Here is a 24,383-nt window from a genome sequence, read left to right on the forward strand (position 1 = left end):
GGACACAGGTGGCAGAGCGGGGCGAGCGCCACCAGGTGGCGCCCGCCGACGCCACTGCGAAAGATCGGGGATTTCACCGGTGCCCAACGAGCTGGGCGTGTGTTGCGCCCCGTCGCACGTCTCCCCCACGTGACCGCCGAGAAGCGCCAGCGGCTCGCCGAGGTCAGGGAGAGGTTCTGGACTGGGTACCGGAACGCCATGCGACGGTTCGGCCTGCTCGCGGCGCCGTTGCACCGGGACCAACAGGGCTTGGAACGCCGCCTGACCGGACGCCCTGTCGTCGCTCGTCCGGGCGCGCTACGGTTCGAAGTGCTGCGGTAACCGAAGACGCTCAGGGGGCTGGCGTGCAAGGGCGTACGACACGCGCGTGGCGGGGGACGGCCGTTGTACTCGGCTTGGCTGCCGGTCTGGCCAGCTGTTCCAACGGGGAGGGCCAGCGGGCAGAGGGCCCCTCACGGCCGGTTTCGGCGGCGAGCATGCCGGCTGCGAAGCCGGGCACGCAGCCATTCACAAAAGACCGGCTTGAGCAGATGCTGCCCACGGCAGAGGAACTGCCCGCGGGTTGGCGGCTCTCCGGGGAGAAGTCCGTTGGCTGGCGAGACGCCGCCCCGGCCATAGACGATGGGGGCCTGCTGACGTGCGGCGCCCTGCCCCAGGACGCCGCCGAGCGCTACAGCGGTACGTATCAGCTGACCCAGAGCGTGGGCAACGAGGGTGGCGGTGACGGCGCGCACTTCCGTCTGGCCGAGAACGAAGAGGGGCAGGCCAAACGGAACCTCGGCCTCGTCCGCGAGCTGTTGAATTGCTGGAACCCGAAGGACGCCGGGGTCGGAGACGAGAGCCTGAGCTTCACGACCGAGCGGTTCGCGCATGTCGTGCTGCGCGTTGGCGGCATAGAAGCGCAGATTGACACGCCGAAGGAAGGCGCGAGCCCCTCGGCGGAGGCGTGGGCGGTCGTGGTGGAGCGGCGGATCCGCTCGGTGTTGGCGGGCGCGCAGCCGACAGCGCGGATCACGACGGGCTAGTACTCCTGCCGTAGATCGTGATCATGGATGCGGAGACCACCCGACGGTAGCCTGCCCACGTGGCTGAGACCTGGGAGAAAGAGCAGCTGATCGCGGACGGTTTCGAGCGTGTGTACGTCGAGTTGGAGTGGTACGACGGACCTCGCGCCGGCCTCGCCGACGTTGACGGCAAGCCCCACTACTTCCAGGGCTACAACTACGACCACGCCGACGAAGCCGACGAGTACCGCGTCTGGCCCGCGAGCGAGGGTGCGGTGGTGTTGGAGCGCGAGCAGTGGGCGATCTTCGCCAGGTGGAACCAGCGCTCTGAGGCTGGGGCGGCCGGACCGGAGAGCCATCCGGGTCACGGCGGGATCGACGTCCGCTATGACGAATTGACCCTGCTGCTGGCGCCGCACCGCCAGGCGCCGGCCAACGCGCGGCGGCTTGTGGGCGAGCTGCGGTTCGATGCCGGCGCTCGCTACCGGGTCGAGGGGCTCGACTACTGGCTCCGGTGGGGCGTCCTCAGCCATCACCCATGGGGTGCGTTTAGTTCTCCCAGACCACGAGCAGCTACGACGAACTACTCGCGCTCTTTCCACCCGTCGGTTCACAGATCAATGCAGTGATCGAGCAAATCCACCGCTGGCATCCGCCGGTATCAGTGCGGCTCACCATCCGACCTGCCGACCTGGAGTCGCTGGTCTGGAGCTGCGACTTCTGTGGTGAACCGATCACGTTAAGCCCAGGTGGAGACGCCCTCGTCCTGGACTCGCGCAGCAGCGACGGTCCAGGAAGCCATACCATCATCTCCCACCGGCACTCCCTGGCCGAGCGCATCAGTACGAGCAGGACGGCATACCCCCACGTTGACGCCGCGGGCACCACGGGCGCAGCCCGCGCGCCGTCATGGAGCTGCGGGCGGGTGAGGGAGCCGGTCCTGACCAGCGCCCCGCGGGGGCAACACGACCGTGCCGCCCGACCGCTCGTGCGAGGCCGGCGAGGTCAGCTACATGCGGGCATCTCGCGGCGCCGGCCGGTTCAGGCTCTGGACCGTCGCAGCTGGACGCCGCTACGACAGCCACGACGTCCACCCGGAGTGGCAGCCCCGGGTTGGGGGGTCGTGCGGGTTAGTGGCGGAGGTGCCAGTCGCCGGGGTTTGGCATGTGGGGGGCGAGCTGGCGGTAACGCTGCCACATGCCGTGGATCTGCTCCGCGGGACGCTGCTGCTCCCCGTGGAGGGCGTTGAGGACCAGCAGGCCGCCGGTCAGAGCCGGTACCACCCACTGCATGACCGCGAGGTGCTGCTCGGCCTTCTTCGTCTCCACGGGATGCCGCTCGGCCTTCTCCGCGTCGGCCGGGCTCGCCGAGGAGGCGTACTCGATCTTCTTGCCCAGCATGCGCGTGTAGGCGGTCGCGGCCAGCGCGGCTCCGGTCAAGGCGGTCTTGGCGAGGGTGGAGGCGGCGACGCCCTGCTGGGTGACGACCCGGGCCGCGTTCGCGGCGAGCAGCCCGCTGCTTCCCACCAGATGGGCGGCAATCGCGGCCGCGCCGAGCGGCGCCCACTTCGACCAGCCCGAACTGGCGATCCGGGCGCCGACCTCCCAGTCGCCGCCGCTCTGCTGCTTGGCGGCACCGTTCAGCCCGACCGCGCCCATCAGTGAGCCGCCGAACCAAGCAGCAAGCCCCACATCATGCAGACTCCGCAGAACGGTATTGCGTTCGGACATCAGGGACCTCTCCTCTGGCACGACCCGGCACGCGACAGGCCTGCCGGCACTTCGGCCACCGTGACCCGCGGCGGCGATCAGTGCCATCCCAGTTCCACCAAGCGGCCCATCACGCCACGGGCTGGATGCTGTCGACTGGGGCGGTGACCGGCAACGTGTGACGGCAGCCGAAACCTGCCCGCGGTCGACAGCGCCACCGGGGGCCGGAAGCAGCCCGTCCGAGAGCGGCTCCCCAGCAGTAGCTATTGCACCCCTCTTCGGATGACGTGATCCCCGGCCCGAGCCAGCGCCAGATCCAGCCGCCCGCCATCGAGAACGAGCTCACCGAGGGCCCCGCACTGCGCGCACCGGACATACGTCACCGCCGCCGGGGCCCGTATCCCGAACGGCAACCGCTCCACCATCTTCATGCCATCACCCACGCCGCCCGGGACACCGGGACACCGTCAGGCTGACCCGGTGTGAGCAGGAGGAGCTTGGGACGGTTCGGCCTTCTCAGTCCCTGCTCGGGCAGGCCTCCGGGCCGTGGCGGACACAGCAGAGCCCAGCCGAGTAGGGTCCGGGCGCCGGCCGGGCGCTGCATGCGCGGGGCACCCGTCATCGGCCCCACCAGCCCCATCCCACCCCACCCCCAGGCCCGCACCGCAGGCCCGACGATGAATGACATCCCCACCACCCGCCGGCCCGCCAACGCCAAGCCGTACAACCGGACGTCAACCCACAGCAGGGCAGAACGTGACCCACCGCGGGGCGTGGCCGTTGCCCCACTGCCGCGCGGCCCGTCCATCCACCGCGCGGCCCTCCCGACGGTGGACGCCCCGCCCGGACCGACACCGTCGGGAGCACCGCGTCCGATCCGGCCCCCAGCGTGGTGCTCCGCCCGGGGGCGGCACACCGGGCCGGTAGTCCTGGCGCTGCCGCGGCCCGTACGTGCCGAGCCGACGGGGCGGGGTGGACTCCGGCAGGCGCCTCCCACCGGCACACCGGGAGCCGCCGGGCTGTGCCGGACCCGCGCCCGAAGCCGCCCTCGCAACCGGCGTTCTTCTACCGGTCCGCCGCCGGCCTGGGCGGGGGTGCCGGGAGCAAGCCGAGTATGTCGAGCAGCCCTGCCAGGTCCTCTGCATCGGTGGCGTGTGCGGCCACCGCCCGGCGGGCCGCCGCCCGGTCTGCCGGAACGCCCAGCGCCAGAAGGGACGGATCATCACAGCCGAAGGGATCCTTCACCCGGCCGATCTCAGCACGGACACCCCAGCACCGCACCCGCACTACTCCAGATCCTCGGGGGACGACCCGATCCCGGCTGCCGCCAGGCGCGACGGTCTGCGCCGAAGCGCGGCCCGCACTACGACGCGGAGATCTGCTCCGGGTCGAGGACGAGGAGCCCCTGATCGTCGCGCGGGTCGACCACGAAGCCGGCCGTCTGCAGGGCTGCCGTCGCCGCGAGCACGAAGGCGTGCCGCAGCGCACCGTGATCCCCAGGGTCGTCGGTTATCGCGGGGTACGACCTGCTCGGACCGGGTGATGTGTACGGGCAGCCAGCCGATCAACACCCCGCGGGCGTGCCGGACCAGGTTCACACCTTCCTCACCAGGCGCGGCCTCCTCGAAGCCGGCCGCGGCCAGCACCGCCCGCACACCAGCAGGAACTCGTCCTCGTGATCTTCCATGCGCCGGAGCGTAGACGACCACCCCTACGGCCAGCGCGCTCCGACATCGGGGTGAGCTTTCGGGCGCAGGCGCAGGCGCGGGCGCGGTCCGGGGAGTTCGACGTGGACTACGTCGGGCACCTGGTCCTCAACGCCCTGATCCGGGCGAACAACAGCGGCCCCCTGGTGCTCGCCGGCCCGCTGCCGAACCAGCTGCGCCGCATGCTGGAGATGCCCGGCGCCTTTGGCCTCTTCGACGTACGCGACGGAGACGCTCCGGCCGTATGAGGGTCAGGGCGTACTCGCGGACGTTCCAGCAGAGGGCTGCCGGGGCTCGCTCACCCCGGTGAAGAACGTGGCGTTGACGGTCTTCCCGCCCTCATGGAAGTAGACGTGCGCGCGGTCGGCGAGCTGCTTGACCAGCCGCCAGCCGAAGCCTCCCGGCTGGCCCGGCGACCAGGGGCGGGTCAGCGGACCGTGGGGGGACCTGTCGGACACCTCCACCACGAGCGCTCCCAGATGAACGCGGAGGTCGAAGTGCGTGACGCCGCCGGCGTGGCGCCGGGCATTGGCGATCAGCTCGCTCACCACGGTCAGCACGTCTTCCCGCCGCTCCGGCAGAAGCGCAGGCTCCAGCTGGTCGAGAAACAGCCCCGCCGTCTCCCGCGCCTGCGCGCACGAGACATCACCAGTCCCCAGAGCCGGTAGCAGGCTGGATCGATCGTCCATGTCCGGCGCCTCCCCCCACTTCCCCGCCGACATACCCGGCCGACCGGGTGCACGCCCGCATTATGCGACGCCCGCGGTGATACGCGGTTCGTGTCCGTCCCCCGGACACTCTCCCCGCAGCACCCTACTGGAGCGCGACGGCCGAGGCAGTCCTGTGGAAAGTGCAGTTCAGCGGGCTTGCAGAGGGTGAGCTGGGCGGCGGGGCACCGGCAGCGGGCAGGCGAGCCACGACTCGCGGTTGACGGCCAGCGCCCCGGTCAACAGCTTCGCCGCGTGGGCACGGCAGGAGCGGACCGGATGGGGCAGCGCCGCTGCGGCATCGCCCGGCAGGGCGGCAGTGAGAAAGAGGTCGGCACACGCGCGGCATCGTCAACGAGGCGAGACCCTGCGAGCCGCCCAACGACCGGAGAGGCGCCACGCCAGGATGGAAGATCCCACAGGCACAGGCCCGTGGGTGTGGAAGCGAGGAGTCCGCATTGATCACTGTCGACGCCCAGCACCGCGGCGGCACCGTCCTGCTCAGTGCCACCGGCGAACTCGACGAGCACGCGGGTGAATCCCTCCGCGCGGCGGTGGACGGTGTCCCGATTGGGGTCCGGGACCTGCTGGTGGACCTGCACGGCGTCGCGGTCATGGACCGCGACGGCCTGCTGCACCTCCTCGACGCCCACCGGCGGGCGGAGCGGCGGGGACTGCGCGTCCTGGTCACCGGATGGCAGCCACAACCCCAGCAGTGCATGGCCGACATCGCCGGCATCCCCGGAGCCCGCACTGCCGCCGGGGAACGCTACGCCGTAGCAGGATTCCGCAAGCTCATCGAGGAGCGCGCCCGCAACGACCGGAACAGCGCCGACTTCACCGCCGGCTGGCTCCCCCGACCCTGAGCCGGCCGCGTCACCGCGCTCGTGCAGCCCGGGCGATGATCATCTTCATCGCGAAGCGCAGGGTCCCGCCGTGAACCGAGGGACCCTGTCCCTCGGCTTCCCCCGGCGGACGACCTACTTCACGAGGCCATCGACGGGGTCCCCGGGGAGTGGTGCCTGCCCGGCCCCCCCGCTGGCGGTTCAGAGCAGGCTGGGGCTGTTTTCGATGTCGAGGCGGCGGCTGTTGTCGATGCGCTGGCTGGTGTCGATGCGGGTGCTGGTGTCGAGGTCGGAGCTGGTGCCGCAGCGGTTGTGGTTGGCGGTCTGGGCGGCGTTGCCGCCTGTGGCGTCTCCTCCCTCACCGGTGATGACGCCGGAGGCGTTGTTGCCTCCGTTGGTTCCGGCGAGGACCCCGACCAACTGTTTGACCAGAGAGTTTCCGCCGGAGGCATCGACGAGGGAGACGCTCGTGGGGTTGTTGCACTGGATGACGACGGGGGCGCCGTCGGAGGGGGACGCGGCGACTGCGGCGCCGGCGCCGAATGCGGCGGCGCTGCCGAAGGTAAGCACGAGAACCGAGAGGGTACGGACGATCGCCTGCACGGATGTTCCTTTCTGCTGGTGGACGCTGCATTCGACGTCATGGAACCAACCGTCCGACTTCGGTTTCGGGCGTGATGTCCTCATCGCCCGGGCTACCTCAGTCGGATGCGCGTCCGCTGCCCGCTCCGGCTCCGGAACAGGGCTGGGCGGGGTGGGCAGCGGCCGGGACGGGAGCGGTTCAGAGCAGGCTGGGGCTGTTCTTGAACGAGAGGCGGCGGCTGTTGTCGATGCGCTGGCTGTTGTCGACGCGCGTGCCGGCATCGACGTCCGTGCTCTCGCCGCAGCGGTTGTGGCTCGCCGACTGGGCGGCATCGCCGCCCAGGGCAGTACCGCCAGGGCCCGTGTCGACCGCGGAGGCGTTGTTGCCGTCGTTCGTACCGCCGAGGACTTCGATCAGCTGGCTGACGAGTGAGTCTCCGCCCGAGGCATCGACGAGGGAGACGTTCGTCGGGTTGTTGCACTGGATGACGACGGGCGCGCCGTCCGAGGGGGACGCGGCGACTGCGGCGCCGGTGCCGAATGCGGCGGCGCTGCCGAGGGTGAGCACGAGGACCGAGAGGGTACGGACGATCGCCTTCACGGGCTTCCTTCCTTTCCGGTGGACGCCGCGTTCGACGCCACAGAAGCAACCCCTGACCTCCGTCTCAGTTTCGGGTCGTATGTCCGGTTCACCCGGCTGCCTCATACCGAAAGCCGAGCGGAGCAACGCCCTGCACCAGCGCGCCGGCATCCGCATCATCGGCACCCGCGAACGCAATCGGCCGCCACGCCGGAACATGGCGCGACGTCATCCTCGTCGAACGCCGCCCCCCCTCACCTGACGGCACACCCCAAGCCCTGGGGCCCGTCAGCACCCAGACCGCACGACACCCGCAGCCCACCCGTCAGGACCGCTCGACCTCCGCCATCAGCAGGCGCAGGGTCAGGGAGTGCTTCTCAGGTGGGAGGGCCTCCAAGGCGGCGCGGGCGTGGGCGGTGCCGCCAGCGCTATCGCCGGCACGGGCGAGCATCAAACCGCGATGCATCTCCAGGTGCGTCGCAAATCGCGGCAACGTCACCGGGAGCTCCGAGGCCGCGGCGTCCTGGGCGGCGACGGCCGTGCTCTCGTCGCCGAGGCGAGCGGCGAGCAGGGAGGTGAAGACGTTGAGGCGCCAGTCGGGGACGGCGCAGTCGGGGGTCTGCTCGTGGGAGCCGGCGTGGTCGAAGATGCGGCGGCCTTCGGCGAGGAGGCGGCGGGCGGTGGGGTGGTCGCCGCGCAGGGCTGCGGCGGCCACAGTTGTCTCGCGGGGGCAGGGGCTGCCGGGGTCCGTGCGGAGGTCGAGCAGCGCGGGCGCTCGTCTGGCGAACCCACGGTATGGCTTCCAGCAGCCGCATCGAATGCTCCTGGTCCGCCTTGGCCCACGTAGAGGATTCAGGCCCCAGCACGGGTTTGGCGGCCGGCTCGACAGCAGCCGGCTCGACGCTCTCACCAACCTCGGGTGGACTGGGCGCAGCCACGCCAGATGCCGCCCGTCAAGGCCTCCAGAGCGGCCGCGTCTGCAGGCCGCGAGAGTGCCGGGTTCGTCAAGGCGGCCAGTCGCGCAGACCGCCGGTCACGCGGATCAGACTGGTCAAACGGCGGCCGAGCTGCCGCCGCTCTTCCGTCAAACCTCATCCTCGCCCAACGGTCGCGACCATCTCGCAATGTCCGTTACAGCCGTTTCAAGAATCCCCATCATCTGTACTCCGCCCGGGATCACCTTGACGACACGCCCCCGGTGAGGGCCGCCTTGACCACTGCCTCGACACGGGTGCGCTGATCTGCTGGGGTGGCCGAGGTGTTGGGCCGCAAGGTGTAGACCGTCCGGCGGTGCTGTTCGGTGCTCGCGAAGATGCCGCTGGTCCAGCCGCCGCTGGAGCCGGTCTTGCCCCAGACCTTGGTGCCGTTCAGCTCGATTCCCATCAGCCCGCCGGCGCTGAAGCAGGCTGTAAGTGGGGGGCAGCTGGTGTTCTCGGGGGCACCGGGGACCGCGGGCACTTCGAACAGGTGCCGCTGCTGCGCCGGCGGGAGGAGCCGCCCGTCCAGTAGGGCCCGCAGGAACGCATCGAGGTCGGCTGCGGTGGACGTCAGTCCGCCCTCCGACCAGGCCCAGGCTATCGCCGGGTCTTCGGAGAGCGCGGTACGGCGCAGGTTCAGCGGGCGCAGGATCCGCCGCTCGAGCTCACTGACGAAGGAGCGGCCGGTGACCTGCTCCACGAGAAGCCCGGCGACGAAGCTGTTCAGCCCGTTGTACTGCTGGACGGTCCCGGGGGCCGGGGTGCGGCCGGGACGGGCTGCGACGTCTGCTGCGAAGGAGGCGGCCACCACTGCGTGCGGGTCGAGCGGGACCCGGACCGGACGGGGCAGATCGCTGGTGTGGTCCAGGAGCTGGCGTACCGTCACGTCAGCATAGGCGGCCGGGATCAGCTCGGGCAGGTGGCGCCGGACCGGCTCGTCGATGCCGATCCGCTGCTCGGCGACCAGCTGGAGTACCAGGGCATCGGTGAAGACCTTGGTCACGCTGCCCACCGGGAAGCGCGCACCGGCCTCCACCGGGCCGGCCGTTCCGGTGTACGGGGCGGGCATGCCGCGGCCTGCCACCCGTACCAGAGCCGCGTCCGTCACCTTGTCGGGCAGAGTAGCCAGCAACTCCCTCACCTCGCGCGCGTCGCGGGTGCCGGGGAAGCCGTGGGAGGCGAGCCCACCGGGCGCGGCCGCGGCCGTGGGGGCGGCCGCCAGACCAGCGGCAAGCGCGGCCAGAACCGCACAGGTGACGGTGAGACGGCGGGCGGCGCGGGGACGAGTGGTCATCGGTGGCTCCTGAGAACGGATCGGCTCGCATCAGCGCGGTACCCGCGCTGGACCAACCCTCGCCCCCACACGCCCTGTTGATCATCCGTGATCACCCCGAGCCGCCCCGGAACCCACCCCGATCTCGCTTCAGGGTGCGGCTGGCGCCACTTGGCGGGAGTGACCCCCTACCAGGCCAGCGGCTTCAGGCACGGCGGCGGCCTGCCCGCTGCCCAGCTGGCACTGACCCCATCCTGCTGATGCGGATCCTCCCTGGAGGAACCGTAACCATGACATGCGCCCGGGCACCTTGCGGGCATCCCTGGGAGCAGACCATGACCGTGTGGAGGAGCCCGCTACTCGCCGCCGCAGACGCGGCGTTGACCGACCTCCTTGGGGACGTGGTCAGGCGCCGGAACTGACCGCGGTGCAGGTCTGGGCTTCTCAGGCGCGAGGATCACGGATGGGTTCAAAACGCTTTCCACCCTGATGCGGCAAGGGCTGCGTGTCGTGGGCCGGAGGGGCCAACTACGACACGCGGCCACGCCAGGCCGATGCTGCCGGCTGGAACTCCGTTGTCGGGCTCGCTGAAAAGTTGGTGTTCTGGACGTTACAGGCCCTCGGGGTCGCCCTCGGACGGCGTGCCCGATGGCGAACTCGGACCCGTTGACCGCGACCAGGACACCGGCCTCGCGGCCATGCCGCGGACCGTCTGCGTCGTACTGGTGTCACGCCCGTGTACGGGCCCTGCAGGTGGCCTTGGTGGGATCAGCATGCGCGGTGGCTTCTCGCTGGTGCAGGCGCACCGGCATGAGTGCCACAGATACGACGTCAGCGGTTCGCATCTGGCTGGGTGAAGGCGTAGGTCCGAACCGGGTCGAAATGTAGTTCGTAGGGCCCGGAGCAATCCGCTGCGAGTGTGGCAATGCGGGCTCCGCAGAGACACGCTCGGTTCGGCCCTTCGGTCCCGTCTGGGCCGCAGCATCCAGTGCTGTTCTCCCAGCCGGGCAGAGGCTGCAGCACGGACGCGTCCTCGGGGTGCAGAACGATCGTGTTGCGGGCTCCGGCCGAGAGGGGGCCGCCGCGGCGGAAGCGGAATTTGGTATGGACCTGCCAAGTGGGGTGGGCTAGCTTAGCGGCTGACACTCCCTGAGAGCGCTCTCAAGCGTTCGATCCCCCACACCAGGAGGTCTCGTGAAACACACCGCCCCCTTACGCGCCGCAGTCGCCGCCCTGTTCCTGACCGTCGGCCTGGGCGCCGCCCACACCGGCGTGGCGAGCGCCGGCCCACTTCCGGAGCCCGCCGCAACATCGTCCGCCGCAGCGCCGTCCACCTCGGCCGGACTGCTCGACGCGATGCGCCGGGACCTCGGACTCACCGCTTCCCAGGCCGAGGAACGGCTGAGCGCGGAAAAGGCCGCCGCGGCCGTGGAGAAGACCGCCCGGCAGGCCGTGGGCGATGAGTATGGCGGGTCGTGGTATGAGCCGTCCACCGGCCGGCTCGTCGTCGCGGTGACCGACCGCGCGCAGGAGTCCAAGGTGCGGGCACTGGGCGCCGACACCCGCCTCGTCCGGCACAGCGCCGCCGCGCTGGACCGCGCCAAAGCGCGCCTGGACGCGCTGCGCGCCCCCACCGGGGTGACCGGCTGGCACGTCGACCCGCGGACCAACAGCGTCGTCGTCACGGTCGTGCGTACCGAGCGGGAAGCCCCCGCCGTACGGGCGTTCGTCGACCAGGCCCGGGCCGGCGGCCCCGTCACCGTCGCCGAGACGGCGCAGGCGCCCCGTACGTACGCCGCGGGGACCGTCGGCGGCGACCCGTACTACACCGGCAACGTCCGCTGTTCGATCGGCTTCTCCGTGTACGGCGGCTTCGTGACGGCTGGTCACTGCGGGCAGGCGGGGGCCGCCGTGCGCGGCTGGGACGGGTCCGCGATGGGCACCTTCCAGGGATCCTCGTTCCCCGGCAACGACTACGCGTACGTCGCCATCCACAGCGGCTGGTGGACCGTACCGGTGGTGCTCGGCTGGGGCACCATCCCGGACCAGCTGGTACGCGGCTCCGCCGAGGCGCCCGTGGGCGCCTCGATCTGTCGCTCGGGGTCCACGACACACTGGCACTGCGGCACCGTCCTCGCCAGGAACGAGACCGTCAACTACAGCCAGGGCGCGGTCTACCAGATGACGAAGACCAGTGTCTGCGCCGAGGGAGGCGACTCCGGCGGCTCGTTCCTGAGCGGGGACCAGGCCCAGGGCGTCACCTCCGGCGGCTGGGGCAACTGCTCGTCCGGCGGCCAGACGTGGTTCCAACCGATCAACGAAATCCTCGGCCGCTACGGCCTGACGCTGCACACGGCCTGACGCGTCGAGGTGTCCGGTGTCGCGGACCGGCGCCGGTGCGCCGGTCGACGAGACGGGCTGCGCGGCGCCGGACACCCCCGCATGAACGAGGGACCGTCGGACGGCGCGGAGTTCGTGGCCGGGAGCACGCGGTCCGGACGCCCGCGCGGAGACCACCCGCGCGGAGACCACGCTCGCGGCGACCGTCCGCGGCGACCGTCCGGTCGACGATCACGTGAGGCTCTGATTCCCCCCTCGCTGCATCAAGCCAGCCTTAAGAGATCGTTAAGCCGCAGGCCCCACGACAAAACCGCAGGTCAGAGGCGTGCGTGAGTGGCGCCTGACGTTGCCATGACGGTTACCCCTCCGTAATACTCGCTGCCTCGGGTGACCTCGCGTCGCCTTTGAGAGCGCTCTCACACCCCTCCTGTCACTCTGCACACCCCCACCCAGACAAGGAACCATGCCCATGGCTGCTGCTCATCGCGCTCGTCGCCGCTCTCCGGGCACAGTGGTGCTCCTCGTGGCCACCGCCCTGGTCGCGGCGGTGCTCATGTCCTTCACCCGTTCGGTCGCCCCGACCGCCGGTGCGGCAGTTGTCGCGCAGACCTGGTCCGACGAGTTCGACGGCGCGGCCGGCCGCGCTCCCGACGCCGCCAAGTGGACGCTCGAGACCGGTGGTTCGGGCTTCGGCAACCACGAGCTGCAGTACTACACCAACAGCACCTCCAACGCCGCGCTCGACGGACAGGGCAACCTCGTCATCACCGCGCGGAAGAACACCGACCCCGGCCTCGGCTGCTGGTACGGGCAGTGTCAGTACACCTCGGCCCGACTGAACACCGCCAAAACCTTCACCCAGGCGTACGGTCGCTTCGAGGCCCGCATCAAAATCCCGCGCGGCCAGGGCATCTGGCCCGCCTTCTGGATGCTCGGCAACGACCTGGGCAGCGTGGGCTGGCCGGGCAGCGGCGAGATCGACATCATGGAGAACATCGGCCGCGAACCCAACACCGTGCACGGTACGGTGCACGGCCCGGGCTACTCCGGAGCGGGCGGCCTCGGCGCCGCGTACAGCTTGCCCGGCGGCCGCGCCTTCGCCGACGACTTCCACGTGTTCGCCGTCGACTGGAGCCCGACCTCCCTCGTCTGGTCGGTGGACGGCACCACGTACAAGACCCTCACGCCGGCCGACACCGGCGGCAACAAGTGGGTCTTCGACCACCCGTTCTTCGTCATCCTCAACCTGGCGGTCGGTGGGGACTGGCCCGGCAGCCCGGACGCCTCCACGTCCTTCCCGCAGACGATGACCGTCGACTACGTCCGCGCCTCCTCCGCCGGCGCCCCCGCCGCCCGCCCGATCCGGGGCATCGGCGGCATGTGCGTCGACGTCGCCGGCGGCTCCGACGCCGACCGCACCCCCATCCAGCTGCACGACTGCACCGGCAGCGCGGCCCAGCAGTGGACCATCGGGGGCGACGGCACCGTCCGCGCCCTCGGCAAGTGCCTGGACGTCGCGGGCGGTTCCACCGCCGACGGCGCCGTCGTCCAGCTCTACACCTGCAACGGCACCAACGCCCAGAAGTGGACGTACACCGCGGCCCGTGACCTCACCAACACCGGTGCGGGCAAGTGCCTGGACGCCAAGGGCAACTCCTCTGCCGACGGCACCCGGTTGCAGACCTGGACCTGCACCGGCGCCGCCAACCAGAAGTGGACGGTCGGCTGACCCACCAGCCCCGCCGCCCCCACTTCTCCCCCGTCCCCGCCCCCACTTCTCCCCCGTCCCCGCGCCCGACCGCTCCCCCGCCCGACCACACGAAGAACGGACCCCCACCGTGACGGCTCGCCACCAACGCACTATGCCCCGTAGAAAACTCCTCGCCGTAACGGCGGGCCTGGCCCTGGCCGTGCCCGCCGCGGCAGCCTGGCTCGAGATGAGCGCCAACGCGTCCACCACCGCAACGCTCCCCCTGGACCTGGTGAACACCACCGGCAACAACACGGTGTACGCCTATGTACTCGGCCGTGACCCCGCGGCCGGCGGCACCTGGGCCTTCATCCAGGCCAACGGCTCCAGCCTGTACCACCCCCCGGCTCCGGCCAACGATCAGACCCCGCTCGGGGTCGACTGTGCCATCGCGCTCAACGCGTCCGGCGCCGGGGCGCGGAGGGTGACGCTGCCGCGCCTGGACAGCGGCCGTATCTACTTCTCCGTCGGCGCGAAGCTCACCTTCCTGATGAACCGCGGCGGCGGTCTGGCCCTGCCGTCGGTGAGCAACCCCACCGACCCCAACGCGAACGTCGCTCACGACTTCTGCGAATTCACCTTCAACAGCGACCAGTTGTACGCCAACATCACGTTCGTCGACATGGTCTCGCTGCCGATCGCCTTCCAACTGGAGACCGGGCAGGGCACCCAGACGGTGCGTGGGCTGCCCGCCGACGGACTGTCCCGGGTCGCCGCCGCGCTGCGGGCCCAGTCCGCCGCCGACGGCAGCGACTGGAGCCGGCTGATCGTCACCGCGGGCGGCCGCGACATGCGCGTGCTCAGCCCCAACCTGGCGATCCGCGGCAACAGCGCCTTGTTCCGCGGCTACTTCGACGGCTACGTGGACGAGGTGTGGAACAAGTACCGCTCCACCGACCTGCGCATCGACACCCAGTTCACCTGGGGAACCGTCACCGGCCGGGTGAACGGCGACGTCCTCGCCTTCCCCGGCGTCGGCAGCTTCGCCAAACCGTCCACCCTGTCGATCTTCTCCTGCAGCGACGCGCCCTTCACCACGGGCAACGACCTGATGGGCAATCTCAGCGCACGGCTCGCCGCCGCCTTCAACCGCACCACCCTGCTGGACAATCCTTACCAGCCGACCGCCGAGAACCCCGCCGCCTTCTACACCCGGCCGCGCACCAACCACTACGCCCGCATCCTGCACGCCACCACCCCCGACCATCTCGGGTACGCCTTCCCGTACGACGACGTGCACCCGGCCGGAGTCGACTTCGAGGGCAAGGTGCAGTCCGGCACTCCCGGCCGGTGGACCATCACGGTCGGCGGGGTGGCCGGCGGCGGCACACCGGCCCCGACGCCGACCGCCACCGCCCCGGGCGGCGGGGTCAGCGCCTTCACCACCATCCAGGCCGAGGCGTTCAACGCCCAGTCCGGAGCCCAGGTCGAGGCCTGCTCCGACGGCGGCGGCGGATCCGACGTCGGCCATCTGTCCAACGGCGACTGGCTCAAGTTCTCGGCGGTCGCCTTCGGCTCCACCGGCGCCACCCGCTTCGACGCCCGCGTCGCTTCCGGGGCCGCCGGCGGCGTCAGCGGCCTGGTCCAGGTCCGCCTCGACAGCCCCACGGCCACCCCGGTCGGCGGCTTCGCCGTCGCCAACACAGGCGGCTGGCAGGCCTGGCGCACCGTCCCCACCGACATCCAACGCACCACCGGAACCCACGACGTCTATCTGACCTTCGACAGCGGCCAGCCCGCCGACTTCGTCAACGTCAACTGGTTCACCTTCGCCTAGCCGGCCGGGCGGGCGGGTGGCTGGGCGGGCGGGGCGTGGTCCGAGCTGGGATGCGGCGCGATGAAGGTATGTAGCTCAGCATCGAGCTCGTGTCCCAGCAGTACGTCAGCAATGTTGGGAAGTTCAGCAGTCCGATGCGCTGGCCACCGCTGGGATTTCAGTCCAGCGGTGGCCAGGGACCGGACAGCAGGCGTTCGGCCTCCGCGACGATGGCTCCGGCCAGCTGCTCGCGTGTGCCGTTCCGGATCGCCTCCCGGTCGTTGTACCCATCGACCTTGTCGACCAGCGGCCGAAGTGACTGCGGCCGGGCCAGTGCCCCCCAGCCGTCGTACGTGATGACGTCACCGCCGGCTCCGGGGGCCAAACTGCCGTTCACGATCAGCCGAAGCCACCAGCGCACGAGCTCCCAGCGTGCCGTCTCCCAGGAAATGTCGGTGTCATCGGTGGGGAGGCTCCCGGTCAGATCCAGCTCATCCAGTACCTGGTCGAAGAACGCCTCAGCCTTTCCGTGGTCGGCACGCGACAGGCCGGCAAGCTGCGGAAGCGACTCCGTTTCTAGGTCGAGGACCAGTGCCGTGAGCCCTGCCTCGATCAGCTGATGCGGGTAGTGCTGTCGGCCGATCAGGCGCTCCAGTGCCAGCATCCGCAGGTACTCGGCGGCCTCCTGCGCGCTGACCGCGTAGGGGGTGTGAGGGGTGGGCATGGCGACGTCGGTGCCGGGACCGCCGTGGACGAAGTACGACCAGAAGTCCACGGTCGCGTGGGCGGGGAGGTTGCCGGCCCGGCCGGTGAACTCGTGTCGTATGTAGTCGGCGAGGTCGTTCCCGTAGATGATGATGTCGGTCTGGTGGATGGACAGCACCGGGTGGCCGCGTTCGCCCGCTGTTCCCGGCAGGTAGCGGTGGCTGTAGACGGGGACCAGCTGGGGGACGGCCGCCAACTCGGACCGTGCGGTCTGCAGCGCGTCGGACGCCCCCGGGGGCCTCGGACTCCAGGCGGGGTGCCAGAAGCTGTTGTGCTCCACGTCGAAGAGCACACCCTCGACCGGTGCGGCAAGCCGCTCGACCAGGTCCTCGGCGTCGCCGTTTCGCCAGTCGGGCCAGCTTCGCGAACCGTGCGGGAGCCCGGCGGCAAGGAAGACCCTGTGGTCCGCCGAGAAGGTGAAGCCGAATCGCGCCTCGACCGCGTCGAGCTCCCGCTCGCTGAGGCCGGGCCCGATCTCAGCTCGGAGCATGTTCTGAAGGTCCCTGGCGGCTTCCGGGGTCAGCGGCGGGGGCGACTGAGCGGTCATCCCGGCAGCATAGTGACCAGTACGGATGACTCGTATGTCCTGCCAGGGGCGATGCAGAAGGAGCACGTGGACGCGTTCCTTGACCGACCAGGGCCCCTGCTGACGAACTGCCGAGCCTGCTATGCCAGCAAATCGCCCGCGGAGGCCGGCGCATCTCCAAGGGCCAGCTTCGCCCTGCACGAGACGACCGCATCTCTCGCCCACCCGCGCACGGCAGCAACATCCTCAGACGCATCAAACAGATACTGCGCAGTCTGCTGACTCTCCTTGATCCAGTCAGCGAAAGGGTCGTGGGCGAGAACCGCGGAGAAGCACTCGCGGGCCTCGACCACCTTGCCGACGAGCGCGGCGGCCACCCCAGCATTGAAGTTGCCCCAGAGATCATCTCGTCGGACCGGCTGGCTCAGCAGGGCGCGAGCCACAGCATCGAGATCGGCGAAGCGGTCTCTGAACTCCCCCACACGCTTCTCAGCGTCGTGGGCGAGTTTCTCCATAACGACAGCGAACTGCTGCTCGTGGCGGAACTCCTGCGAGCCTTCGACCTTCTCATGGACATTGAACGTCACATGCCCGACGTCCTGCCACAGCCACATCACGCCCACGGTCAGACCACTGCCCTGACTCCACTGCGGCGAGAAGAAATCGACTACACCGAGCCACCACCCGTGATCGTCGAACCAGGGCCGAGACCGGCCTCGCTGCCGCAGGCCGAGCGGACGAAGATGTTGCCGAGCCGCTGCGGTGACCAACCGGGATGCGGGGGAGGTAGCTGCCATGGCGAGGATTCTCGCCCACCCGTGAATGAGCTCGTCGAGCATCCCTGCAACCTTGAGCCCTCGCGGTCATGAGGGACTTGCTCATGCTGCGCACGCTGGCGACGACCACGCCGACAGCCAGGGCCTCGGTGGTGGCCCGCACGATCATGATCGTCATTCGGCGGTTCTACCGGCCTCAACCAGGGCACAGCCGGGCCGCGAGGGGACGTTCACTCGCGTGAGGCGCTCGTACCCGAGCGTCTCCGAGACGCCCGTCCTGCGCCAGATCGACCGTCTCCGGGCCGCTCGGGACTCTGAGCCCGGCGTACCGCCCCGTCGGGACGGCAAGGCGGACCCCGTGCCCCCGTCCGTCGCCACGGGCCGGACGGGGACAGGGCGCAGCCCCGGACACGCGTCGGCCACGGCTGCTCCATCAGTCCATGACCGGCCGGACGAGTCCCAGTCGTACACGGGCGGGGCGAGCACCGGCCAAGGCGCACGCGCTCCACGTCCCCGCAGCTGTTGTTCACGACGGTCTCGGGCCCACGCCTCGCTGCCCGTGCGACCCGAGCCTTCTCCAGCGGCATAGGGTCCTGGGAGACGGGGCCGGAGGTGTCCCCGCATGAGGTTCGACGGGGGAGACATCGCGTGAGGCGGACTTTGCTTGCCTTCGGCCGAATGGTCGCGATGGCCGTGCTGGTCGGGGCGACCGCGTGTACGGGCCAGGACGGAACCGAAAAGGGAACGCCGAAGCTGGTGCGGTGAGGAGCCGTCGTCGGCGGTCCAGGTCCTTCGGCGGCGCAGCAGTTGTGCGCCGTGATCGATCCACAGGGTGGTGTGGGAGGTGTAGGTGGTGCCGCGCCAGGCGAAGGTGTTGGTGCGCGGGCCGTCGAGGAGTTCGGTGTTGCCGAGGAAGAAGGCGCCGTTGCGCATCTCGGCGACGAGCAGACCGCCTGGCGTGAGGTGGGCGCGGCAGCGTGCGAGGAAGGCGTCGAGGTCCTCGTTGGTATGGCAGTAGAGCAGGGCGCTGTCCAGGCAGACGATCGCGTCGAACGTCGCTCCGAGGTCGAAGTCGCGCATGTCGGCCAGGTGGTGGCTGGGACCCGGATACTGCGTGGCCGCGTGTTCCAGCATTGCCGCGGATGTGTCGATGGCCGTGACCTCGCGCCCGGCCCGGTGGTGCAGCCAGGCGGCGTCGCGGCCGGTGCCGCACCCGACGTCCAGGACGCGGGGACCGGCGCCGTGGCGGGCCAGTACGTCCTCGGTCCAGCGGGCGGCGAGCCGTTCGGGGTCGGGGAAGCGTTCTTCGTAGAGCTCGGGGTGGTCGGTGAGCAGGTTGCCGCTGGTGGTCGCTGTCATCGGGTCTCGCTTCGGGGCCGGTCGGGGAGCGCGGGAGCCGTCGGGTCGGGTGCCTTCTCCGCGGGCAGGGCGCGTCTTCGCTGGAGGTGTGCGACGGCCGCTGCCGAGACGAGGCCGAGGCCGACACAGCAGCCGTAGGGGAGCCAGGTCAGGCCGGTGTGGCCGGCGGTGTCCATGGACCAGCCGATGGCCGCGCTGCCGAGGGCTGCCGCGACCCCGGACACCGCGTAGAAGAGGCCGTAGAAGGTTCCGGTCAGGTCGGCGCGGCCGAAGGCCGGTATGAGCTCCATCGCGAAAGGCTGGGCGACCATCACACCGAGGTGCAGGAGCAGGACGCCGGCGAGCACCGGCAGGAGGCGCAGCGGGTGCGTCGTGGCGGTGCCCGCCACGAGCATCGGGGGCAGGAATCCCAGGCCCATGACGCCCAGGCCGATGGCGATCCAGCGCCCCCTGCTCCCCCGGGCTTTCAGGGCGCGCGTGATGCGCAGCTGGAGCAGCAGGTTGGCGACGGTCCCGGCGAGGAACAGCAGGCCGACCGAGCCGGTCCAGCCGGAGGCATCGGTGGCCGCACGGGGCAGGAGCAGGTACAGCTGGTTCTCCAGGCCGTACATGCCGACCATGGCGAGGGAGAACGCCACGAACCGGCGGTTGCCGGCGACTTCACGCCAGTCGCCGAGCACTCCGGCCCCGGCGGCCGGGACCTCCCGAGTGGGCAGCACCAGCAGCTGAGCGAGGGTGAGGACGGCGAACACGCCGGCGGCGGTGACGGCGGCGGCCCGGAAGTCCACGAGCAGCAGCAAGGTGCCCAGCAGCGGCCCGAGGAGTGCGCCGGTGGTGGCGAAGACGTTGAACAGGGCGAAGGCCTCGGCCTTGCGGTCTCCGGCCTCCTGGGCGATGTAGGTGCGTACGGCGGGGTTGAAGAGGGCCCCCGCGAGCCCGCTGAGTATGGACGCGGCGAGCAGCAGCGGCAGGCCGTCGCCGAGGGCGAACAGGCCGAATCCGAGCGTGCGCAGGGCGCAGCCCGCGATGATCACGCCGCGGGCGCCGATCCGGTCGGCGGCCGAGCCGCCGATCAGGAAGAGGCCCTGCTGACTGAGGTTGCGCAGGCCGAGCACCACGCCGACGACGGCGGCCGAGAGCCCGAGGTCGTCGGAGAGGTGGGTGGCAAGGTACGGGATGAGCAGGTAGAAGCCGGTGTTGACGCCGAGCTGGTTGACCAGGAGCAGGCGTACGGCGAGCGGGAAGTCCCGCACGGAGCTGAGGATCTTCACCGTGCGACCGCCGTGTGGGTGCGTCTGACGCCGAGGCCTGCGCGGTCGGCGGCCCGTACGGTGCCGTCGGCGCCCCCGATGCCCGTCCAGGGGTCGTCGGCGAGCAGCAGGTGCCCGTCGAGGTCCACCCAGCGGGCCCGGTCGGCGAGGTGCACGGCGGGTGCGATGCCGAGCGAGCTGGCGGTGAGGCAGCCGAGCATGAGGTCGGTGCCGCTGCCGCGCAGGGCATCGTGGATGCGCAGGGCGGCCCGTACCCCTCCGCATTTGGCGAGCTTGACGTTGACTCCGTGGACCAGTCCGGCGAGCGCGACGGCGTCCTCGTAGGAGACGGCGTCCTCGTCGGCGATGACGGGGACCGGGGACTCCTTCGCCACGCGGGCGAGGGAGTCGGGGCGGCCCGCAGCGATGGGCTGTTCCACGGCGCTGACGCCGAGCTCGGCGAAGCACGGCAGCAGCTCGATCGCCTGGCGCTCGGTCCACGCCCCGTTGGGGTCGAGGAGCAGACTCACCCCTGGGGCTGCGACCCGCACGGCGCTCACCCGCGCAAGGTCCTCCCGCGGATCGGGCGATCCGGCCTTGACCTTGAGGACGGTGAAACCGCTCAGTGCGAGGCGGGCGGCCTGTGCGGCCGCCGGGACGGGCGCGACGATGCCGATCGTACGGGCGGTCTGCACGGCCGGCGCGGTGTGGGTGCCCAGGAGCTGGTGGGCGGGTGTTCCGGCCCGTTTGCCGACCAGGTCGAGCAGGGCCGCCTCCAGCCCGGCGAGCACCCCGGCCGGCAGCTCCGAGAAGCAGGGCAGCGAGTCGGCCGCGTGCGCGTGCCACGCGGTCTCGGGGTCGGGGAGGCGTTCGACCGCGGGGCGCGCGGTGGTGAGGTGGCGGACGATGCGAGGAGTGGGCAGGCCGAGGTATTCACTGCTGACCACCTCTCCCCAGCCGGTCAGACCCTCGTGTTCGATCGTGACCCGGACGGCGTCGCGGCGGGCCATCACGGAGCGGGAGATGCGCAGCGGCTCGGCCAGCTCCAGCTCCGTGGTGTGCCATGTCAGTCTCATACGGCGCCTCCCCGGGCCGGTGCCGGCAGGAGCGGCGGCCTGGTCGCCGCGAGCGGGTCGACGACGGTGCGGCAGCGGGTCCAGCCGATGGCCTCGGCCGCGTGCGGGTGTGGGATTTCCACGGGGCGGACGGCGAGTTCGGCCCGGTCGAGGCCGTGCGCGTGGCAGTAGTCGTCGTCGTAGACGGTGCCGAGGTAGCGGTGCGGGCCGTCGGGGAAGACCGTCGCGACGACCGCTCCGGTCTCGACGCGGGCGGCCCAGGCGGAGACCAGGGCGACGGCGCCGGTGCTCCAGCCGCCGCTGACGAAACTGGTACGGGCGAGCCGGCGGCAGGCGTCGACGGCTTCGGCGGGGCCCACCCAGTGGACCTCGTCGAAGGCGTGGTGGGCGACGTTGCGCGGGTGGATGCTGCTGCCGAGCCCGCGCATGAGGCGGGGGCGGGCGGGCTGGCCGAAGATGGCGGAGCCGATGGAGTCGACGCCTATCACCTTCAGCCGCGGCCAGCGGCGGCGCAGCGGGCCGATGAGCCCGGCGCTGTGTCCGCCGGTGCCGACGCTGCACACCAGCACGTCCAGGTGGTCGAGCTGCCCGCAGAGCTCGGCCGCCATGGACAGGTAACCGGCGGCGTTGTCGGGGTTGTTGTACTGGTCGGGCCAGTAGGCGTCCGGCGTCCGGGCCAGGACCTCGCGCAGCCGGGCGATCCGGGCGGCCTGCCAGCCGCCTTCGGCGGCCGGCCGCTCCACCAGCTCCAGCTGCGCGCCGTACGTCCGCAGCAACTGGCGTATGGAGGCCTCGAGTTCGCGGTCGCCGACGAGAACGACCGGGTGCCCGAGGGCCTGCCCCGCGAGGGCGAGCCCGATGCCCAGGGTTCCGGAGGTGGACTCGACCACGGTGGCGCCGGGGCGAAGTTCGCCGCGCTGTCGGGCGCCGAGCAGCATGGACACGGCGGACCGGGCCTTCATGCCGCCCGCCCCGAGGCATTCGAGTTTCGCCCAGAAACCGGGGTGCGGGTGGGGCAGTTCCGTGCGGATGCGGGCCAGCGGCGTGCGGCCGATCAGCGTCAGCAGCTCCGGGTTCGCGCTGCGGGACGCCGGGCGGTGCAACGGCGGTGCGGTGGTCACCGGCTGCCTCCGTAGCGGTGGATGACACCGGGGCCGCCGTCGAGCCAGAAGAAGGGGTACGGCTCCGCGGATACGGCGCTCACCCCGGCCCCGAGGAACCTCGGCAGGATCGCGCTGCCGGTCTGGGCGAACATCACCAGGGGCTTGCCACTGGTGGCGGCCCGGTCGAGCAGCGGCTGGAAGGTGCCGTTCCCCAGGGTCATGCCGGAGGCGAGGATCGCGTCGCAGTGCTCGAACTCCGCGAGGGCATCGGTCCGTACGGGCTCGCCCCACTCGGTGGCGCCCCCCTTGAGGTCGCAGGGCACGTATCCGAGGCCGCGCTCGCGCAACCGCTCCAGCAGGGAGTTGACCACGCCGATGACCAGGACCCGTCCCGCGCCGCTCGCGGGCAGCAGATCGACGACGGCCCGGGCCCGGGCCCGGGATCGGTGGAGGGAGCTGCCGGCCGGGAGGGCGTACGGGCGGGCTCCGTGGTCGGGGGTGTGGGGGCGTACGTGCGCGAGGTAGGCGTCGAGCGCGGCGATCCGTACGGGGAGCAGCGGGTGGTCGAGGAGCTCGGCCACCGAGGCACCGACACAGTCGTCGAGGGCCGCCGCGGGCAGTGCTCCCGGCTCGACGGCACAGGACCCGACCGCCGCGTGCAGGCGCAGGCTGAGGACCTCGTTGCGGTATCCGCTGCTGCGGCCGGCGTGGCGGACGGCCTGGGCGGTGGTGAAGGCGAGGGCGACGGATTCCCTGGCGGGGTCGGGGCCGTAGCCACCGGCGCGGACGTGCGTGATCAGCTGGTCGAGGGTGTGAACGGCGGGTTCGTGGAGGGTGGGTGTGGTCATGCGGGCACCGCCGAGGGCAGTTCGGCCGCACGCTCTTCGTAGGTGGGGTGCAGGTGCGCGAGGAGCCGTTCGGCGGTCTCCCGGGCCCCGCTGCCCTCGGTGTCGGCGGTCATGATGTGGCCGAGGTACTCGTTGTTGCTGGTCGCGGCGCGTACGGCACGCCCCGGCTCGGCAACGGTGAGCTCCAGCACCCCGGGCTGCGCCCGGACCTCCTCGGCGCCGTTGATGCCGGTGAGGGTGCCGGTGGCGTCGGGGAGCAGGAAGGCGATGGCGGCGCTGTGCACGCCGGTCGGGCGCGGCGTGAGGTCGGGCGTGTGGCCGAGGGCGACGTCGACACAGGCTGCGGCCAGGTCGATGCCCGTGACGTGGCGGACGAGTTCGGTGATCCGGTTGCCGGCCGGGCGGGGGTTGACCTCGACCACCCTGGGCCCCTGCGGGGTCAGTTTGATCTCGGTGTGGCACACGACGTGGTCCAGGCCGAGGGCCTTGATCGCGGCCACGGCCGTGTCGACGGCCTCCCGCTCGGAGACCGGTGCGATGGCGGCCGGGAACATGTGACCGGTCTCGATGAAGGCCGGCGCGCCGCCGATGCTTTTGTCCGTGACTCCGACCACGCCCGTGAGACCGCCGAAGGAGACGGTCTCCACGCTGACTTCGGGGCCGGTGAGCAGCTCTTCGAGGAGGATGACGGGCATCCGGTCCTGGCCGCGTGCGTTCACCGGGAAGTCCGTCAGCGCCCGGCAGGCGAGTTCCAGCTCCCGCTCGTCCCGGACCGCGCGGACCAGCATCCCGGCACAGAGGTCGACCGGCTTGACCACCAGCGGGTAGCCGATCTCCCGGGCGGCGGCCGCGGCCCGCACCGCGTCCGCGCAGAGCGCGAAGCGGGGGCCCGGCACTCCGGCCTCGGCCAGCACCCGGCGGGTCAGGTCCTTGCGGCAGGCCGCCTCGACCGCTTCGGCGGCCGGTCCGGGCAGCCCCAGGCGTTCGGCCGTACGTGCCACAGCCGACAGGTAGTAGTCGCAGGAGGAGACCACACCGTCGAAGGCGAGGACCGCGTGCAACCGTTCCAGTCGGGGCAACAGCTCGTCCATGTCGTTGGTGTCCGCCGTGACGATGTTGCGCGCGGCGAGCAGCGGGTGCGGGCCGTCGGATCCGGCGCCGCGCAGGTAGTGGTGCAGGTCGCGGGTGACGAAGGTGAACTCGTGCCCCCCTTCACGGATCGCCCTGGGCAGCAGCCTGCTCATCGACCCCACCCAGCTCTCGACAACCAGCAGATGCGCCAAGGGACTTCCTCTCGAACATGCCGCCACGAGCGTGGGGCATACCTGCGAAGCGGTCCGCCTGACGGCAGGCGTCCGCACCGAACCGAGGAGGAAGCTACCTGAAATCGTTTTCATTTCCAATAAGCCGGATTTCCGGTAGCCTGCCGCTCACGGGACCAGAGCGCCGGA

General features: G+C 71.0%; 19 protein-coding genes and 2 pseudogenes. 7 read left to right on the forward strand and 14 right to left on the reverse strand.

The genetic code is table 11. The features are described 5' to 3' along the window. Window positions 1-476 precede the first annotated feature (476 nt). Both ACZ6JT_RS03930 and ACZ6JT_RS03935 read left to right on the forward strand, forming a co-directional pair. A complete protein-coding gene (locus ACZ6JT_RS03930) occupies window positions 477-1,025 on the forward strand; it encodes a hypothetical protein (RefSeq protein WP_469206879.1) in 549 nt (182 codons plus the stop codon). Between the two features lie 59 nt (window positions 1,026-1,084). After that, window positions 1,085-1,633, forward strand: a complete 549-nt coding sequence (locus tag ACZ6JT_RS03935; RefSeq protein WP_469206881.1) for a hypothetical protein — start codon at window positions 1,085-1,087, stop codon at window positions 1,631-1,633. A gap of 501 nt (window positions 1,634-2,134) precedes the next feature. Here the strand turns inward: ACZ6JT_RS03935 and ACZ6JT_RS03940 are convergent. After that, window positions 2,135-2,734 (reverse strand): hypothetical protein, encoded by a 600-nt coding sequence (locus ACZ6JT_RS03940; protein ID WP_469206883.1) that lies wholly within the window; start codon window positions 2,732-2,734, stop codon window positions 2,135-2,137. 1,717 nt (window positions 2,735-4,451) lie between these two features. Here ACZ6JT_RS03940 and ACZ6JT_RS03945 point away from each other — a divergent pair. Then, complete coding sequence (locus tag ACZ6JT_RS03945) at window positions 4,452-4,667, forward strand: hypothetical protein (RefSeq protein WP_469206885.1); 216 nt, start codon at window positions 4,452-4,454, stop codon at window positions 4,665-4,667. 3 nt (window positions 4,668-4,670) lie between these two features. Here the strand turns inward: ACZ6JT_RS03945 and ACZ6JT_RS03950 are convergent, their stop codons facing one another. Continuing rightward, window positions 4,671-5,108: an ATP-binding protein gene (locus tag ACZ6JT_RS03950; RefSeq protein WP_469206887.1), complete on the reverse strand. Its 438-nt coding sequence runs from the start codon at window positions 5,106-5,108 to the stop codon at window positions 4,671-4,673. A gap of 476 nt (window positions 5,109-5,584) precedes the next feature. Here ACZ6JT_RS03950 and ACZ6JT_RS03955 point away from each other — a divergent pair, with 476 nt between their 5' ends. Further along, a complete protein-coding gene (locus tag ACZ6JT_RS03955; protein WP_469206889.1) occupies window positions 5,585-5,992 on the forward strand; it encodes an STAS domain-containing protein in 408 nt (135 codons plus the stop codon). 180 nt (window positions 5,993-6,172) lie between these two features. On the opposite strand, the gene ACZ6JT_RS03960 is transcribed toward ACZ6JT_RS03955, so the two are convergent. From ACZ6JT_RS03960 to ACZ6JT_RS03975, 4 genes and pseudogenes are all read right to left on the reverse strand, one after another. Then, window positions 6,173-6,541 carry a hypothetical protein gene (locus tag ACZ6JT_RS03960; protein ID WP_469206891.1) on the reverse strand — a complete coding sequence of 123 codons (369 nt, stop codon included), beginning with the start codon at window positions 6,539-6,541 and terminating at the stop codon, window positions 6,173-6,175. Window positions 6,542-6,752: 211 nt separating this feature from the next. Beyond that, window positions 6,753-7,154 carry a hypothetical protein gene (locus ACZ6JT_RS03965; protein WP_469206893.1) on the reverse strand — a complete coding sequence of 134 codons (402 nt, stop codon included), beginning with the start codon at window positions 7,152-7,154 and terminating at the stop codon, window positions 6,753-6,755. Window positions 7,155-7,458: 304 nt separating this feature from the next. Further along, window positions 7,459-7,842, reverse strand: a pseudogene (locus tag ACZ6JT_RS03970) (XRE family transcriptional regulator); the annotation flags it as partial. 467 nt (window positions 7,843-8,309) lie between these two features. After that, on the reverse strand, window positions 8,310-9,404 hold the full coding sequence (locus ACZ6JT_RS03975; protein WP_469206895.1) for a serine hydrolase domain-containing protein: 1,095 nt from the start codon (window positions 9,402-9,404) through the stop codon (window positions 8,310-8,312). A 1,173-nt stretch (window positions 9,405-10,577) separates the two neighbouring features. Between ACZ6JT_RS03975 and ACZ6JT_RS03980 the strand changes: the two genes are divergently transcribed. The 3 genes from ACZ6JT_RS03980 (at window position 10,578) to ACZ6JT_RS03990 (ending at window position 15,250) form a co-directional block, all read left to right on the forward strand. Next, entirely contained in the window at window positions 10,578-11,744 is a 1,167-nt protein-coding gene (locus ACZ6JT_RS03980; protein WP_469206897.1) for a S1 family peptidase, read from the forward strand. A 448-nt stretch (window positions 11,745-12,192) separates the two neighbouring features. Then, on the forward strand, window positions 12,193-13,452 hold the full coding sequence (locus ACZ6JT_RS03985; protein WP_469206899.1) for a family 16 glycosylhydrolase: 1,260 nt from the start codon (window positions 12,193-12,195) through the stop codon (window positions 13,450-13,452). Window positions 13,453-13,585: 133 nt separating this feature from the next. Beyond that, window positions 13,586-15,250, forward strand: a complete 1,665-nt coding sequence (locus ACZ6JT_RS03990; RefSeq protein ID WP_469206901.1) for a beta-1,3-glucanase family protein — start codon at window positions 13,586-13,588, stop codon at window positions 15,248-15,250. 157 nt (window positions 15,251-15,407) lie between these two features. On the opposite strand, the gene ACZ6JT_RS03995 is transcribed toward ACZ6JT_RS03990, so the two are convergent. From ACZ6JT_RS03995 to ACZ6JT_RS04030, 8 genes and pseudogenes are all read right to left on the reverse strand, one after another. Beyond that, window positions 15,408-16,484: an SMI1/KNR4 family protein gene (locus ACZ6JT_RS03995; protein WP_469206903.1), complete on the reverse strand. Its 1,077-nt coding sequence runs from the start codon at window positions 16,482-16,484 to the stop codon at window positions 15,408-15,410. 176 nt (window positions 16,485-16,660) lie between these two features. Beyond that, entirely contained in the window at window positions 16,661-17,359 is a 699-nt protein-coding gene (locus ACZ6JT_RS04000) for a hypothetical protein (protein WP_469206905.1), read from the reverse strand. A 684-nt stretch (window positions 17,360-18,043) separates the two neighbouring features. Next, window positions 18,044-18,655, reverse strand: a pseudogene (locus ACZ6JT_RS04005) (class I SAM-dependent methyltransferase); the annotation flags it as partial. After that, on the reverse strand, window positions 18,652-19,926 hold the full coding sequence (locus ACZ6JT_RS04010; RefSeq protein ID WP_469206907.1) for an MFS transporter: 1,275 nt from the start codon (window positions 19,924-19,926) through the stop codon (window positions 18,652-18,654). The pseudogene ACZ6JT_RS04005 and the gene ACZ6JT_RS04010, both read right to left, overlap by 4 nt. Beyond that, entirely contained in the window at window positions 19,923-20,981 is a 1,059-nt protein-coding gene (locus ACZ6JT_RS04015) for a dipeptide epimerase (protein WP_469206909.1), read from the reverse strand. The genes ACZ6JT_RS04010 and ACZ6JT_RS04015 overlap by 4 nt, the downstream gene beginning before the upstream one ends. Beyond that, on the reverse strand, window positions 20,978-22,102 hold the full coding sequence (locus ACZ6JT_RS04020) for a PLP-dependent cysteine synthase family protein (protein ID WP_469206911.1): 1,125 nt from the start codon (window positions 22,100-22,102) through the stop codon (window positions 20,978-20,980). Before ACZ6JT_RS04020 ends, ACZ6JT_RS04015 begins: the two co-directional genes overlap by 4 nt. Continuing rightward, window positions 22,099-22,932, reverse strand: a complete 834-nt coding sequence (locus ACZ6JT_RS04025; RefSeq protein WP_469206913.1) for a Rossmann-like domain-containing protein — start codon at window positions 22,930-22,932, stop codon at window positions 22,099-22,101. The genes ACZ6JT_RS04020 and ACZ6JT_RS04025 overlap by 4 nt, the downstream gene beginning before the upstream one ends. Continuing rightward, on the reverse strand, window positions 22,929-24,215 hold the full coding sequence (locus tag ACZ6JT_RS04030) for an ATP-grasp domain-containing protein (RefSeq protein ID WP_469206915.1): 1,287 nt from the start codon (window positions 24,213-24,215) through the stop codon (window positions 22,929-22,931). Before ACZ6JT_RS04030 ends, ACZ6JT_RS04025 begins: the two co-directional genes overlap by 4 nt. Between the last annotated feature and the right edge of the window lie 168 nt (window positions 24,216-24,383).

This window comes from Streptomyces sp. NPDC046308 (genome assembly GCF_055588065.1).